A 14,264-nucleotide genomic window follows, 5' to 3' on the forward strand; every position below is an offset into this window, starting at 1 on the left:
TATTATTAATACTCTTAGTAATTTAAAATAATAACATACTACCGTAATAATGGTTGATAAATTATAGTAGTATGCTATTATTTATATTATAGTAGTACGTAATATAAATGGAGGTAAACTAGATGAAAGCAAAAACTTATGTAATTGGAAATTTTAAAGGAGGTGTTGGTAAAAGTACAGCAGCTCAGATGTTAGGTTTTCGATCAGCTCAAAAGGGTAGAAAAACATGCATCATAGATTTAGACATGCAAGGAAATACTTCGGACGTCTGTAGTTTAACACATATGAACTTTTCTTCAGAAGAAGGCGGAGGAGACAATGAAGGATTAAACTTTGAAAATACTGTCGCAGATGTCTTAATGAATGAAGCTCCTTTAGAAAGTGCAATATACCAGGTAGTTAATAATTTGGATATAATACCGGCTAATATAGCGTTTGAAATGTATGACGACTGGATTAAGGAGAATTATAATAGTTCTATTGATCAATTTAAATATATGGAACGAGTATTTGCACCGTTATTTGAAATGTATGACGTAATATATTTAGATGTACCACCTTCTATATCAGTTTATAGTAAATCAGCGATGTATTTAGCTGACTGGGCCATAGTCATTTTACAAACACAAGTTAAGTCAATGAGAAATGCTATGCAATATCTAGAATACATGGAGTTTTTTACAGAAGAATTCGATACTACACTACAGGTAGCTGGAATAATCCCATTTATGTTAGAAGCAAGCGACGCAGTTGATAAAGAAATGTACGAAAATGCAAAAGAAATATACGGGAATCATTTACTTAAAACTATAGTATTGAAAAATGCCAGATTGAAAAGATATGATGGTTCTGGAATTACTATGGAAAAAACTACAAAAGGTCGATTAAAACAATGGGATCGCAAAAGCCATGAATTGTTTGATTCTATACTTGAAGAACTAGATGAGCATGAAACTTGGTACGAGGAATAGGAGGGGTAGTTAAAATATGGCTGACATTAAAAGTATGAATATATTTGGTAGTCAAAATAAAGGACTCGATCAAATAAGAAAGGCTTCAATTGATAAGGGAAACAAAAAATCAATCAATCCTACAGTAACTAAAGAAAAGAAAAAAAATATTAATAATAAGAAATTAAAACCAAGAAAAGTAAATAAAAGAGGGGCAGGAGCGCCAGTACGAAATTTTGATAGAGTCTTTTCTGCTTCTCAACCTATAAAGTTATCAGCAATCTTAAATGCAACTTCTAGAATATTATCTGAAACACATATGTCTGAGTATTCTAGAGATGAGATTTTAAGAGCAGCTTTGGATGATTATATAAAAGTCAACTTAACAAAAGAGGATAAAAAAGCTTTGTTAAACGAAGTAACAAAAGATTTAAACACTTATAGATTGAAAAATCCTACGCTAGATAAGCTAGACGAGGATGGAAATATTTTAGAAAACGCTAAAGAGATTGAAGAAGAGACTGAAAGAGTTATTGCTAAAAAATGGGGAATATAGAAAAGAATCCTACTATTAGGGTTCTTTTTTTATAAATAAGGTAGTAATTTATTATATAAATTATCTAATTATGGTAGTAGGTAAATAGATAATAAACAACTATTTGGTAGCAAGTAATTTTTTGTAAGAGGTATTAAGGTAGTAGGTTATTATTTATTAAGGTAGTAAGATATTATACATTAACGTAGTAGATAATTATGTTTATTTATCAAATTGTACAGAATAATATAAGGTTTAGAGGGGATAATTACCTTAATCTGAATTAAATCAGGTAGTATTTAATTCACAATTAAAGTAGTAGGTTATTATGCGATCACATATGAATAAGGTAGTAAACAATTATTTTTAAAGGTAGTAAGTGATTCCAAATATTGGAAATTGAGGTAGTATACAATTATGTAATTACGGTAGTAAGTAATCTTGTATTCATTTTTTTTAATGGACAACGTATTCTTTATCAGTTATTCTTACTGTACATTCTTTAAAAAATTATATAAAAAAAGAGACGGAAAATTTAGACTTTTGAGAGGGTCTAAATTTTCTGAATCACATAATCCTAAGTTATGTGTTCACGCTCGTCTCCAGGATTTATAAGTGGCTGAGAACCACTTATGAATTATAATTTTAGACGGATTCATGTCCGTTTGAAGTTATTTTACCATATACAGATGAGTATTTCAATTTAAGTAGGTTATTTGTCATGGTCATTTTATTGACGGATATTTCTATTGAAGAGGACACATTTTAATTAAAATGTGTCCTCTTTTTTTGGAAAGGATCTAAATTTGTATATAACAACAGATGTCTATTCTATAATTACGAAAAATGGTATAAGAAAATATAAATATAAGAATAGCAAAGGCTGCCCACCGAACTTTAAAGAAGCTCCTGGTAAAAAAGGCGTGACTTTTGCTTTTCGCAACAAAGAAGCTATGACTCAAGCTAGAGGGTTCATTATGGGTTCAGAAGAGGCGATTTACGAGAATAAGGACAAGATCTCTCACTGGACACCGAACGTCTACAGCTGGGGTGGATACATAGATCCAAATAGAAAACATGTCATGGGTTTCTTTGAAGAAAACCTACAACAGATTAATACGTTCGTGATCGATTTTGATTGTTCTAAAGAGAGCGTAAGCAGTGACGATATCCTAGTAGCTGGGCTTGAACTCAATACCGTTCCTACGTTGATCCTAGAGACCCCTAACGGCTATCAAGCTTACTTTGTGTTGGACCAACCCAGCTATATTTCCAAAGCAAATGAGTTCAAGTCTTTGAGAACCAATAAGGCCATTGTGAGATCCTTAAAAGTAGCCTTTTCAAAAGAAATTGAAGGGGTCGACTTTGGCTGCAATCCTTTCGGTATTTTTAGATTCCCACGTGAAGATAATATTGTCTACTATGATCCAACGAACTTATTCGATTTCAAAAAGCTCATGGCGTGGTCCATGAAAATTAGTGATGATCAAAAACAAGAAAGACAGTTACTTCAGAAAGATAATTTTAGAAACGCTGATTTTAAACAAACAAAAACGAGCTGGTTTAGAAGCTTATTGAACGTGAAGACGATAAAAGGTGGTAAAGGATTGTTGGGACGAAATTCCGCAATTTTTACGGCCTCTTTGGCATGTTACTCTTCAAAAATGGAAAAAGAGGACTGCATTGACCTAATGGACGAGTTCAATACGTTTTTGGCGAATCCACTATCCGATAGAGAAGTGAAGAAGATCGTTAGATCCGCTTATTCAGGGCGTTATAGTGGGGCTTCAGCGCAGTATATTCAAGTATTGGAAGAACAGTGGGGGATCTCTCAAAATCGCTCTGAGAGCTTAAATAAAGGTGTATGGTATAAGTTTGCAAAGCCTAGAGAAGAACGCGAGAAAACGCATTATTCGGAGTATCGGTTAGATCTTATTCACTTGATCGAGCAAAAAACGAAAAACCAACAAGCTTTTATTCAAATGACGAGAAAAGAATTGATGAAAGAGCTCAATATACCTGAATCAAGCCTTAAAGACCTTTTAAGAATGCTGAAGGAAGATCACTACGTGATCATTCAAACGAAGCCAGGCAGAGGCGGCTACACACGTCTAGGAACAACTAAAAGTATAGTCATTAGTTTATTAGGGCAAAAAAAGGAACAGTATGCGAAACAAAAAAAGAATCTAGTGAAGAGTTTGCCAAAAGCAGAACAAGTTATTAAAGAAGTGGAAGACATTCAGTTTAAAAAAGAACATTGGGATTCAAATCTATCTTTGGAGATCATTGATACCTCTTAAAAAATAAAAGGGACGAACTGCCTATTACTTATTTCTAGTATACTTCTGCGTGCACTTTTTACTTTCTTAGTTTAATGTTTCTTATAGTGTTGTGAAGATTCTTATTTTGTTTGCTGGAGAGTATCTTCTTGTCTAATTTTAAATTTAAACTTATCCATTGTCTTGATCTTTGAAAATAGAATACTGGTGTCTCTTATTTTTAAAATGTAATTTTAGAAGTGTTGATATAACTGGATCTCCATCACTTGGAGTCCCAGTTATATCAAGGATTTATGATTGTTTATAGATGATTATTTAAGTAATGAATGTAGGATTATATTTAATTACTGACGAGTAAAAGGAGAGGGATAATTGTCTAAAATTTCTGAAGAGTTTTTAGAAATAATGATAAAAAATTATGGTAAAGGTGTAAATGATTGGGTTCAAAAATTACCAGTTTTGATTGGTGAATGTGAGCATAAGTTTGGAATTAGAATCGAAAAAGCTTTTGATAATCTGTCTTATAACTATGTTGTAGAAGGAACAAAAGATGATCGATTAGTGGTTTTAAAACTTTCTTTTTTGAAAGAAGATCTTGAGAAGGAAGTTAGGGCTTTAAATGCTTTTCAAGGTAGAAGTGTTGTTGAAGTTATTGAGCATGATGAAGTATTAGGGGCTCTTTTAATGGAACAAGTTGTACCAGGAAATGCTTTGACTAGTGTAGGAAATGATCAGGAGGAAGTAGAGATATTTTGTCAGGTTTTTGAGGCTCTTCATAGCCCCAAATTAAAAGTAAGGGATGACTATACTTCTATCTCTAAATGGTTTGAAGGGATTCAGCGTTATCGAAAGAACTATGGATCAAATGGAGTGATTAAGGAAGCAGCTATTGGAAGGGCTGAAGAGTTATTAGAGGGGTTAATTCAGACTACTGAAGCGTCTGTTTTGATTCATGGAGACTTACACCAGGGGAATATTTTAAAGGATCAAAAAGGTGAGTGGAAGGTCATTGATCCAAAAGGTATTGTAGGGGATATACATTTCGAAACAATACAATATTTACTCAATCATATTGATCGTGAAGGTGATCCAGATAGCGTCCTAAAACGCCGTATAAAACAAATGTCTGATCGTCTCCATTTAGATAAGTATCGCATTGTAAAGTGGGGTATTGTTCGAGGTATTCTTGAAGCTTGTTGGACGATAGAAAACGGGGATAGTTGGAAAAATGGACTAGATATATTTGAGCGATTTAATAGATTACTGACTACAATTTAATTCAACTGTATTGGGTTTATATAGGTTAGGAAATAGCCCATATTATTTATAAAATTAAACATAATTTAGTCGTTTATTAAGTAGGAAAATGTCTATTTTAGAGATCATTTATATCAGAAAGTGTTTTTATTTTTATCGGTTAAATTTATTTTTTTAAAGTTTACTTTTAGCTCTTTTTGAAATCGTACTTAAGTGTTTTATTAGGAGTTTATTTACTATCTTTTAAGAGTAATAGGACACGATTATTTGATTAGGATCTATTGAACTTACCCCTTTGTTATCCATAAATTTTGTGGGGAGTCTAAATTGGTAATGACAGAATAGAGATGGTACAATAATAAAGAGTTAGACAAAGGGCGCACTTATACACCTTCCTTCGAAAGGTGTATGCTGAAGTCAAAAAATCAAATCTAAAACAAATAAAATAGTTTTATCCCCTTCGATTGTTCCTTCACTTCGTTCATGCCTAATCAGGGGACAAAAACTCATTAGTATTCATGTTTTCTTTTTTAAAGCGGAGTAAAATTTTCTACGAAAATTTAGGTCAAATAGATTCAAATAAAAAGATAAAAGAAGGGCTTATTCTATGGCACAATATAGTTTTAATTGCAGGATCATTAGTAGAGCTAAAGGCCAAAGTGCCATAGCTAGTGCGAGCTATCGTAGTGGAGAAAAATTGTATAGTGAACGTTATGGTGTGACGAGTTTTTATAAAAGAGAAGTCCCTCCAGAAACGTTTATTTTGAAACCAAATCATGCACCCAATTGGACCCTGGATAGAGAAAAATTATGGAATGGTGTAGAGAAACAAGAGACGTTTCCTACAGCACAATTGGCCCGATCTTTTACCCTGGCCCTTCCAAGAGAAATGACAAATGAACAGCAAAGAGATTTACTAGAAGACTTTGTTCAGGACCAATTGGTGGATCGGGGAATGGTCGCAGATGTTGCGATTCATAGAGAAGATGATAATAACCCCCATGCCCATATTCTGACAACGGTTCGACCGTTTGATGAACATGGCGAATGGGGAGATAAAACAAAAAAAGAATATTTGTTAGACGAAGAAGGAAAAAAACAGAAAACAGCAGCTGGAAATGTTCGGTCCCGTAAAGTAGATTTAACCGGTTGGGGAAACAAAGAAATTTTCAAAGAGTGGAGAGAAGAATGGGCGACTATTCAAAATAAACACTTGGAAAAACTGGGCTATAGTGATCGTGTTACGGACAAAAGTTACGTGGAACAAGGCATTAAAAAAATTCCTACAATTCATGAAGGATATGTCGCAAGACAGATGGAACAGAACGGTCGAAAAAGTGATCGAGTAGAAATAAATCGGACGATAAAAAAAGAAAATTATGAAGTAGAATACACTAGAAATGAAGACAATAAAAAGACCGGTATTCAACAAAGTATTGAGCGGTTGTTGGATACGGATAAGCAACAATTATTAAAACTAGCCAGTGCCTTAAATTTGCCGTCTATTACGTCTGAAAGTGTACAAGAAAGTAGACGATTATTGTCGAATTGGGAACGATCTACTACGATTAATCGTGATCTAGGTATAGCGGTTAAAGACAGTAGTCAGTATAAAAAAATCTTTACGCTACATTTAGAAGAAGCTGCGGAAATTGTAGACAAAAGAAATGATCGAATCATTGAAACATATTACCCAGAAGTAGCTGAAAAAAATCCTGCGAACTATTATAAAAAAGTTTTATCGGAAGCAACGATCAAAGAAGATCGCATATTAACCACTGAAGAAGTTCACACGCTATTGAGTGAAGCTAAAGAGAGTCAATTAAATGATCGGTTGCAGCAACTTTACCGTGATCCTTACTCTGAAGATATAAAAGTTTTCCAAAAAGTCTTTCTGAAAGCTCGTAAAGATAAAGAAGCTTTTCTTGAAACACACGGGATAGATCTTAAAGATTTTAAAGCCTTAACGGATGTTCCTGAAGACGTGAAATTGGGTCTGAAAAAAATAGAAATGAAAGAACAGCTAGCGTTTGAATCGATTAAAATAACAGAACAGTATTTTGAAGAAACGATCCGATCTAGATATCCTACAGTCGATATGAAGCAACTTACGCTTCATGAAAAAGAAAGTCTTTCGAGTCTGATTGATTACTATGGTGATCGCTTCTCAGAAGATCAGCTTATTCGTGCTGGTCAAAAAGAACTGATCCAGAAATATAGTCATTACGAAAGAACGTTGGGACTAGAGTATCTCAATAAATTCGAGAAACAATCTTTTACGGAAGTGGAATTGGCAGCTATAGAAAAAGACCCGTTCAAAAAAGAATTGTTCCATACGGTTGCCGATACCAGCAAGCGGAAATTGTTTCTTGCCGAACTGGAAGATCAAGGAGCATACGGAGAGGATAGGCCTGATACAAAAAAAGGACAAGATAGCCAGGTAAGTTCACCGAATTCATTATTTTCATTTTTATCCAATGCTCGCTTGTATGAGCATTTGGTGCAGGCAAGTGAAGATAATGCGAGAAGACGTTTGGAGAATAGTGGTGATCCAAAACCAAGATCAGCGAAAAAAGCTCCAAATAGAAAAACAAAACACAATAGAGGCTCTTCAAGCCATTATTAAACAAAATAAGGATAATTAGTTTAGTGGCATGAAAAAGACGTTAAAAGCGTCTTTTTTTGTTTTATAGAGTGTATATAAATAAATTTAAGAGAGAAAGACATACAAATTAAATAGAATAATAAGAACGTGGGTGATATAATCTATTTAGAAATACCGCAAACCCATTAGGCGGTATACAAGACGTGGGTAGGTTCAGAGAATATCGCAAACCCATTATGCGATTAATAAAACGTGGGCAGGAATGATTTTTAAGTAAAACAGGACTATCTTGAGAGGATTCTCAAAATAGCCCTGTTTTTTTCTAGTCAGCTCTTAACGCTTCTTTTCAATCTATGTAAATAATAAATTAGTTAACTGTATGAAAAATATGGTTCTGTTGCAAAGTTTTAAATAAAGAATAAAATCCCTTACGGTATCTATGATTTAAGCTGGGATTCCCAATAATACCTTGATTTCAGTACAGACCGAAAACCCGAAGAGAGTGCCTTCTTTTCGGGTTTTCTTATATAATCCTCGAATGGCTTCCATGCCTTTAATCGTGGTAGAGGCAGTGCGTAAACTTCGATAGAATTTATTGCGTCTCTTTACTGGACGATGGTCTTGTTCAATCAAATTATTCAGGTATTTAATGGTACGATGTTCTGTCCCTTGATAAAAGCCGTATTCTTTTAGTTTCTTAAAGGCACTTGTAATAGAGGGGGCTTTATCTGTGACTACAACCTTCGGTTCATCAAACTGCTTCACTAACCGCTTAAGAAAAGCATAGGCTGCTTGTGTGTCCCGTTTTTTACGTAACCAAATATCCAAGGTTAAACCATCTGCATCGATGGCTCGATACAAATAATGCCATTTTCCTTTAATTTTGATGTACGTTTCATCCATTTTCCATGAATAAAAGGATTTTTTATTTTTCTTTTTCCAAATTTGATAGAGTAGTTTGCCATATTCTTGCACCCAACGATAAATCGTCGTATGAGAAACGTTAATGTCACGATCATATAAGATTTCTTGAACTTCACGATAGCTAAGGTTATAACGAAGATAGTAGCCCACGGCTACAATAATCACATCCTGCTGAAATTGCTTTCCTTTAAAATGATTCATCGTCATTCCTCCTGCTATCTTTTTCTATTATTCTACCTTATTTGATAGTAGATTTAAAACTTTGCAACAGAACCAAAAGTAGTTCATACTCTAATAAACGTTTGACTATTTGAGTGTAAATGTATAGAATGATATTACATCATTAAAATGTGTGTTTGAATAATACGAAAGGAGGAAATACTGTGATTAAAGATTACTGTGAAGTTTCGCTTTTTGATCAAGAAAAAGTTTCCAGGGCTAAAAGAAACCTGTCAGAGCAAAAACCAGTGGAGGCAGCACAAGTTTTTAAGGCCCTCTCTGATGATACAAGGATAAAGATTGCCTACGCTTTATTATTAGAGGACGAGTTATGTGTTTGTGATGTTGCAAATATCGTAGGCTCTACTACTGCAACAGCATCCCATCACTTAAGGTTGCTAAGAACTTTAGGTTTAGCCAAGTATCGTAAAGAGGGGAAATTAGTTTTCTACTCATTGGATGATGACCATGTAAAAAATCTCATAAAAATTGCTTTTGCACACCAAAAGGAGGTCGTTAAAGTTGAGTGAAACAATAACATCAGCAGAGAAAAATGTGTACCGAGTTGAGGGGTTCTCTTGCGCAAACTGTGCCGGGAAGTTCGAGAGAAACGTCAAAGACATACCAGGAGTACAGGACGCCAAAGTGAACTTCGGCGCCTCCAAGATCTCCGTTTACGGCGAGCCAACGATCGAAGAGCTAGAAAAAGCGGGTGCTTTTGAGAACTTGAAAGTAATTCCGGAAAAAACGAGACGTCAAGTACCACAAGAGATGAATCAAGAAAAAAATGTATACCGAGTTCAAGGTTTTTCATGTGCAAATTGTGCAGGGAAATTTGAAAGAAATGTTAAAGAGCTTCCAGGTGTTCAAGATGCCAAGGTAAACTTTGGGGCATCAAAAATATCGGTTTATGGTGAAACTTCCATTGAAGAATTAGAAAAGGCTGGCGCTTTTGAAAACTTAAAGGTGGCTCCTGATGAACGGAGACAACAGGCTTCTCAAGAGGGGAAAGAGGTTAAAAAAGAAGAAAAAGTGCCATTCTATAAAAAACAGAGCACTTTACTCTATTCAGCCTTATTTCTTGTCTTTGGTTACCTTTCCTCATCTGTTAATGGGGATGAGAACATTGTTACTACATTATTATTTGTAGCATCTATGTTAATCGGAGGATTATCACTCTTTAAAGTCGGTTTACAAAACTTGATTCATTTTGACTTTGACATGAAAACCCTTATGACAGTAGCTGTTATAGGTGGTGCCATTATAGGAGAATGGGCTGAAGTTTCCCTTGTTGTCATACTCTTTGCGATTAGTGAAGCTCTGGAACGGTTTTCTATGGACAAAGCTAGACAATCGATTCGTTCATTAATGGACATCGCGCCAAAGGAAGCCCTTGTAAGGCGGAATGGGCAAGAAATCATGATCCATGTTGATGATATCATGGTTGGAGATATTATGATTGTTAAACCTGGTCAAAAGATTGCCATGGATGGTGTCGTTGTCAGTGGTTACTCTGCCGTCAATCAGGCAGCTATAACAGGTGAGTCAGTCCCTGTTGCCAAAATCGTTGATGATGAAGTATTTGCTGGTACTTTAAATGAAGAAGGGTTACTTGAAGTAAAAATAACCAAACTAGTAGAAGATACAACGATTTCTAAAATTATTCATCTTGTAGAGGAAGCCCAAGGGGAACGCGCTCCATCTCAAGCGTTTGTTGAAAAATTCGCTAAATATTATACACCAATCATAATGGTCATTGCTGCATTAGTTGCTATAGTCCCGCCTTTATTCTTTGATGGCAGTTGGGAAACATGGGTTTATCAAGGGTTAGCTGTTCTTGTTGTTGGTTGCCCTTGTGCGTTGGTCATATCGACTCCTATTTCTATTGTTTCAGCGATTGGGAATGCTGCGAAAAAAGGTGTCCTTGTAAAAGGAGGGGTTTATTTAGAAGAATTGGGAGCCTTAAAGGCCATCGCATTTGATAAAACCGGTACACTGACAAAAGGTGTTCCAGTTGTAACAGACTTTACAGTATTAAATAAAAAAATGGAAGAGAAAGAATTGCTTTCCATCATTACAGCTCTTGAGTACCGTTCGCAGCACCCTCTTGCTTCAGCGATTATGAAAAAAGCAGAACAAGAAAATATCTCTTATTCAGATGTAAATGTGGAGGATTTTTCTTCTATTACGGGTCGAGGTATAAAAGGGTTTATAAACGGAACAACCTATTATATAGGCAGTCCAAAACTTTTCAAGGAATTATTTGTTCCCGACTTTAGCCAAGAGTTCGAGGATAAGGTTAGACACCTCCAAAATCAAGGGAAAACTGCGATGATAATTGGTACAGAACAAAATATTCTTGCAGTTATTGCCGTAGCAGATGAAGTTCGTGAATCAAGCAAAGATGTGATTCAAAAGCTACATCAGTTAGGGATCAAACAAACAATAATGCTAACTGGCGATAATCAAGGTACTGCAAAGGCAATAGGAGAGCATGTTGGAGTATCTGATATTCAGGCAGAATTAATGCCTCAAGATAAATTGGATTATATCAAACAGTTACGATCAGAGCATGGGAATGTAGCCATGGTTGGTGACGGTGTTAACGATGCTCCGGCATTGGCAGCTTCTACAGTTGGAATAGCAATGGGTGGTGCTGGTACAGATACAGCTATTGAGACGGCAGACGTTGCGTTAATGGGAGATGATTTGAGAAAACTTCCATTTGCTGTAAAACTAAGCCGTAAAGCTCTAAATATAATTAAGGCTAACATTACCTTTGCTATTGCTATTAAAGTCATTGCATTACTACTAGTTATACCTGGATGGCTAACGCTTTGGATTGCCATTCTTTCAGATATGGGGGCAACTCTTTTGGTAGCATTAAATAGTTTACGACTTATGCGGGTTAAAGAATAAAAGTGAAGGCTTTCCGTTTGTTTGGAAAGCCTCTTTCTCATAATTTTCAAATAGTTGATTTGATTTAGATAGAAACCTTTCAAATAGGGTATATGTAAAAATATCAGGTTATGTAGATGAATAGTTAAAATCTTTACATAATACTTTAAAATCGCTAGGAGGAAACAAAGATGACTGAGAAAGCACAAAAAGACGTAGATGTGTTAATTATAGGCGCGGGATCAGGCGGTTACGTTGCTGCCATACGCGCTGCTCAATTAGGAAGAAAAGTGGTCTTGGTGGATAAAGCAGAATTGGGAGGGGTTTGCCTTAATCGAGGATGTATTCCGTCAAAAGCTCTGATAAGTGCATCTGAACGAGTAAAACATATTAGACATGCAAATGCAATGGGCATTAAGGTTTCTGGCGATGTTCAAGTAGAAATGCCAGAAGTAGTGAAATGGAAGGACGGGATCGTGAGCAAGCTCACAAACGGGGTACAGACCTTGTTGAAAGGTAATGGAGTCGAAGTAATAAGCGGAGAAGCTTATCTCACTGAACCTCATACTGTAAGGATAAGAACCGAAAACGGTGAGCAGTTCTATTCGTACAACGACTTAATCCTTGCCATAGGATCCTTGCCAACTGAGTTAAAAAATATGCCATTTGATAGAAAAAGGATTATCTCTTCAACGGAGGCATTGACGCTTCAGGAAATACCGAAGCATTTGATTGTAGTGGGTGGCGGTTATATCGGTTTAGAATTGGGGACTGCTTATGCCAAATTTGGGGCTAAGGTGACCATCCTTGAGGGAACCGATACAATTCTCCCGGGTACGGATTCTATGCTTACAAATGTAGTAAAACGCCATTTGAAGGAGCTTGGAGTCACCGTTATAACGAATGCTTTCGTCCAAGGCGGAGAGAATACAGGTAATGAAGTAAATGTTCAGGTTCAGGTAAATGGGAAGGACGAAATTGTTAACGGGGACTATTGTCTAGTTTCCATTGGAAGAAAACCCAATACAGGGAACAGTGGCTTGGAAAACATCGGGGTCGAATTAGACCAGCGCGGTTTTATTAAAATCAATGAAAAATGTCAAACGAATGTTGAACATGTCTATGCTATTGGAGACTGTGCAGGCGGTCATCTTCTTGCCCATAAAGCTAGTTACGAAGGGAAAATCGCTGCAGAAGTGATTAGTGGGATGAAGAGTGCGATTGATTTCCAAGCAATGCCTTTTGTCATCTTTAGTGACCCAGAAGTCGCTTATACAGGGCTAACGGAGAGCGAGGCAAAGGCAAAGGGATATGAAACGATTGCCAGCCGTTTTCCATTCCAAGCAAACGGAAGAGCTCTATCTGTTTCGGACGCTGATGGTTTTGTCCAGATTGTCGCGGAGAAGAACACCAACCTGGTGCTAGGTGTGCAAATGGTAGGACCAGAGGTATCCTCTCTCATTGCTGAAGCAGTCTTTGCAATTGAGGCCGGAGCAACTGCAGAAGATCTCAGCCTCACCATCCATGCACATCCAACCTTGCCGGAACCCCTCATGGAAGCTGCGGAAGGGGTTTTGGGGCATGCTATCCACATGCTCAATAAGAAACAGTAAGTAGAAACAAAAAAGCTGGGACAATCAATGTTCCCTGATTGAAGAAAAAAGAAAGCTAGTAAAACCTTAATCTGGACTCTATAAAGTGAGCTCTTAAAAAGAGATCCTTTATAGAGTCTTTTTTTGTACCCACAATGGAAGCTAAAGAAGCTGATTCCGGTGGAATACCGGAATCAGCTTCTGAGATAAACTGCCTGAGCTCTCTTTAGTTATCCTTGGCTTGGAGCCTAGCTTAGCTATTTTTGCCTGCCTATCCAGCAACCCGGCAGTTCATTTCCTTTTCGCCCCTTCCTAATCCCTTTTGGACGTAGTTCCCTCTTCTTTTTCGAAAAAGAGGAGGTAGACGATCATGGTACCCACTCCGATGGTGAGGAAAACATCTGCCACGTTGAATATCGGGAAATCAATGAAATCGAATCGGAGCATATCCACCACATAGCCGAGACGCATGCGGTCAATGAAGTTGCCCAAAGCCCCCGCCAGGATGAAGGAGAAGCTGATACCGGCCAAAATGCTCCTTTGCGGCAGGTTATGGAAGGTGTAGACCAGATACCCCACCACCAGGACGGTGATGATGAAGAAGAGGCCCATCCTCCCTTGCAATATCCCCCAGGCGGCCCCACGGTTCTGGATGTAGTACAGGGAAAAAATATTTGGGATAACTTCCAGCTCATCGTACAAGGCGAAATTCTGGACGATTCCCCACTTCACTAGTTGATCTATGGCAATCAAAACAGCTGCCAGTAAGTAATATAAAATCATACAGCAACCTCTCTTTATCAGTAATACAAGCACTATTCATTGTAGACGACAGGAACGAGGAAGTATAGTTCTTCGTCGGAACATTATTCGCCTACTGGTTCTGTTGCAAAGTTTTAAATAAAGAATAAAATCCCTTACGGTATCTATGATTTAAGCTGGGATTCCCAATAATACCTTGATTTCAGTACAGACCGAAAACCCGAAGAGAGTGCCTTCTTTTCG

Annotated in this window: 10 protein-coding genes and 1 pseudogene; 8 read left to right on the plus strand and 3 right to left on the minus strand. The window is 36.6% G+C overall.

All coding sequences use genetic code 11. The features are described 5' to 3' along the window. The first annotated feature begins 122 nt into the window (after nucleotides 1-122). The 5 genes from LG377_RS12235 to mobQ all read left to right on the plus strand — a co-directional run bounded on the left by LG377_RS12235 (nucleotide 123) and on the right by mobQ (nucleotide 7,647). Nucleotides 123-971, plus strand: coding sequence for a ParA family protein (locus tag LG377_RS12235; protein WP_225744994.1), 849 nt, complete (start codon nucleotides 123-125; stop codon nucleotides 969-971). A 16-nt stretch (nucleotides 972-987) separates the two neighbouring features. Beyond that, nucleotides 988-1,506, plus strand: coding sequence for a hypothetical protein (locus LG377_RS12240; RefSeq protein ID WP_225744995.1), 519 nt, complete (start codon nucleotides 988-990; stop codon nucleotides 1,504-1,506). Between the two features lie 785 nt (nucleotides 1,507-2,291). Next, nucleotides 2,292-3,785, plus strand: coding sequence for a primase C-terminal domain-containing protein (locus LG377_RS12245; protein WP_225744996.1), 1,494 nt, complete (start codon nucleotides 2,292-2,294; stop codon nucleotides 3,783-3,785). A 351-nt stretch (nucleotides 3,786-4,136) separates the two neighbouring features. Then, nucleotides 4,137-5,042 (plus strand): aminoglycoside phosphotransferase family protein, encoded by a 906-nt coding sequence (locus tag LG377_RS12250; RefSeq protein ID WP_225744997.1) that lies wholly within the window; start codon nucleotides 4,137-4,139, stop codon nucleotides 5,040-5,042. A gap of 586 nt (nucleotides 5,043-5,628) precedes the next feature. Next, nucleotides 5,629-7,647 carry a MobQ family relaxase gene (mobQ, locus tag LG377_RS12255; RefSeq protein ID WP_225744998.1) on the plus strand — a complete coding sequence of 673 codons (2,019 nt, stop codon included), beginning with the start codon at nucleotides 5,629-5,631 and terminating at the stop codon, nucleotides 7,645-7,647. 423 nt (nucleotides 7,648-8,070) lie between these two features. Here mobQ and LG377_RS12260 read toward each other — a convergent pair whose 3' ends face one another. Then, nucleotides 8,071-8,751, minus strand: a complete 681-nt coding sequence (locus LG377_RS12260; RefSeq protein WP_002325565.1) for an IS6-like element IS1216 family transposase — start codon at nucleotides 8,749-8,751, stop codon at nucleotides 8,071-8,073. A gap of 182 nt (nucleotides 8,752-8,933) precedes the next feature. Between LG377_RS12260 and LG377_RS12265 the strand changes: the two genes are divergently transcribed. The 3 genes from LG377_RS12265 to lpdA all read left to right on the plus strand — a co-directional run bounded on the left by LG377_RS12265 (nucleotide 8,934) and on the right by lpdA (nucleotide 13,280). Further along, on the plus strand, nucleotides 8,934-9,299 hold the full coding sequence (locus LG377_RS12265) for a metalloregulator ArsR/SmtB family transcription factor (protein WP_034558141.1): 366 nt from the start codon (nucleotides 8,934-8,936) through the stop codon (nucleotides 9,297-9,299). After that, nucleotides 9,292-11,688 carry a heavy metal translocating P-type ATPase gene (locus LG377_RS12270; RefSeq protein ID WP_083540455.1) on the plus strand — a complete coding sequence of 799 codons (2,397 nt, stop codon included), beginning with the start codon at nucleotides 9,292-9,294 and terminating at the stop codon, nucleotides 11,686-11,688. Before LG377_RS12265 ends, LG377_RS12270 begins: the two co-directional genes overlap by 8 nt. A 170-nt stretch (nucleotides 11,689-11,858) precedes the next feature. Beyond that, a complete protein-coding gene (gene lpdA / locus LG377_RS12275; protein WP_072693708.1) occupies nucleotides 11,859-13,280 on the plus strand; it encodes a dihydrolipoyl dehydrogenase in 1,422 nt (473 codons plus the stop codon). 291 nt (nucleotides 13,281-13,571) lie between these two features. On the opposite strand, the gene lspA is transcribed toward lpdA, so the two are convergent. Further along, the gene (gene lspA, locus LG377_RS12280; RefSeq protein ID WP_007725803.1) at nucleotides 13,572-14,042 is read right to left on the minus strand and encodes a signal peptidase II; all 471 of its coding nucleotides are present in this window, start codon (nucleotides 14,040-14,042) and stop codon (nucleotides 13,572-13,574) included. Between the two features lie 150 nt (nucleotides 14,043-14,192). After that, nucleotides 14,193-14,264 (minus strand): annotated as a pseudogene (locus LG377_RS12285) (IS6 family transposase); the annotation flags it as partial.

Origin of the sequence: Marinilactibacillus sp. Marseille-P9653 (genome assembly GCF_916618885.1) — a bacterium.
Taxonomy (GTDB): domain Bacteria; phylum Bacillota; class Bacilli; order Lactobacillales; family Carnobacteriaceae_A; genus Marinilactibacillus.

Coding starts and splice junctions, on each gene's coding strand:
- LG377_RS12235 (WP_225744994.1), top strand. CDS start 123: ATGAAAGCAAAAACTTATGTAATTGGAAATTTTAAAGGAGGTGTTGGT.
- LG377_RS12240 (WP_225744995.1), top strand. CDS start 988: ATGGCTGACATTAAAAGTATGAATATATTTGGTAGTCAAAATAAAGGA.
- lpdA (WP_072693708.1), top strand. CDS start 11,859: ATGACTGAGAAAGCACAAAAAGACGTAGATGTGTTAATTATAGGCGCG.
- mobQ (WP_225744998.1), top strand. CDS start 5,629: ATGGCACAATATAGTTTTAATTGCAGGATCATTAGTAGAGCTAAAGGC.
- LG377_RS12260 (WP_002325565.1), bottom strand. CDS start 8,751: ATGAATCATTTTAAAGGAAAGCAATTTCAGCAGGATGTGATTATTGTA.
- lspA (WP_007725803.1), bottom strand. CDS start 14,042: ATGATTTTATATTACTTACTGGCAGCTGTTTTGATTGCCATAGATCAA.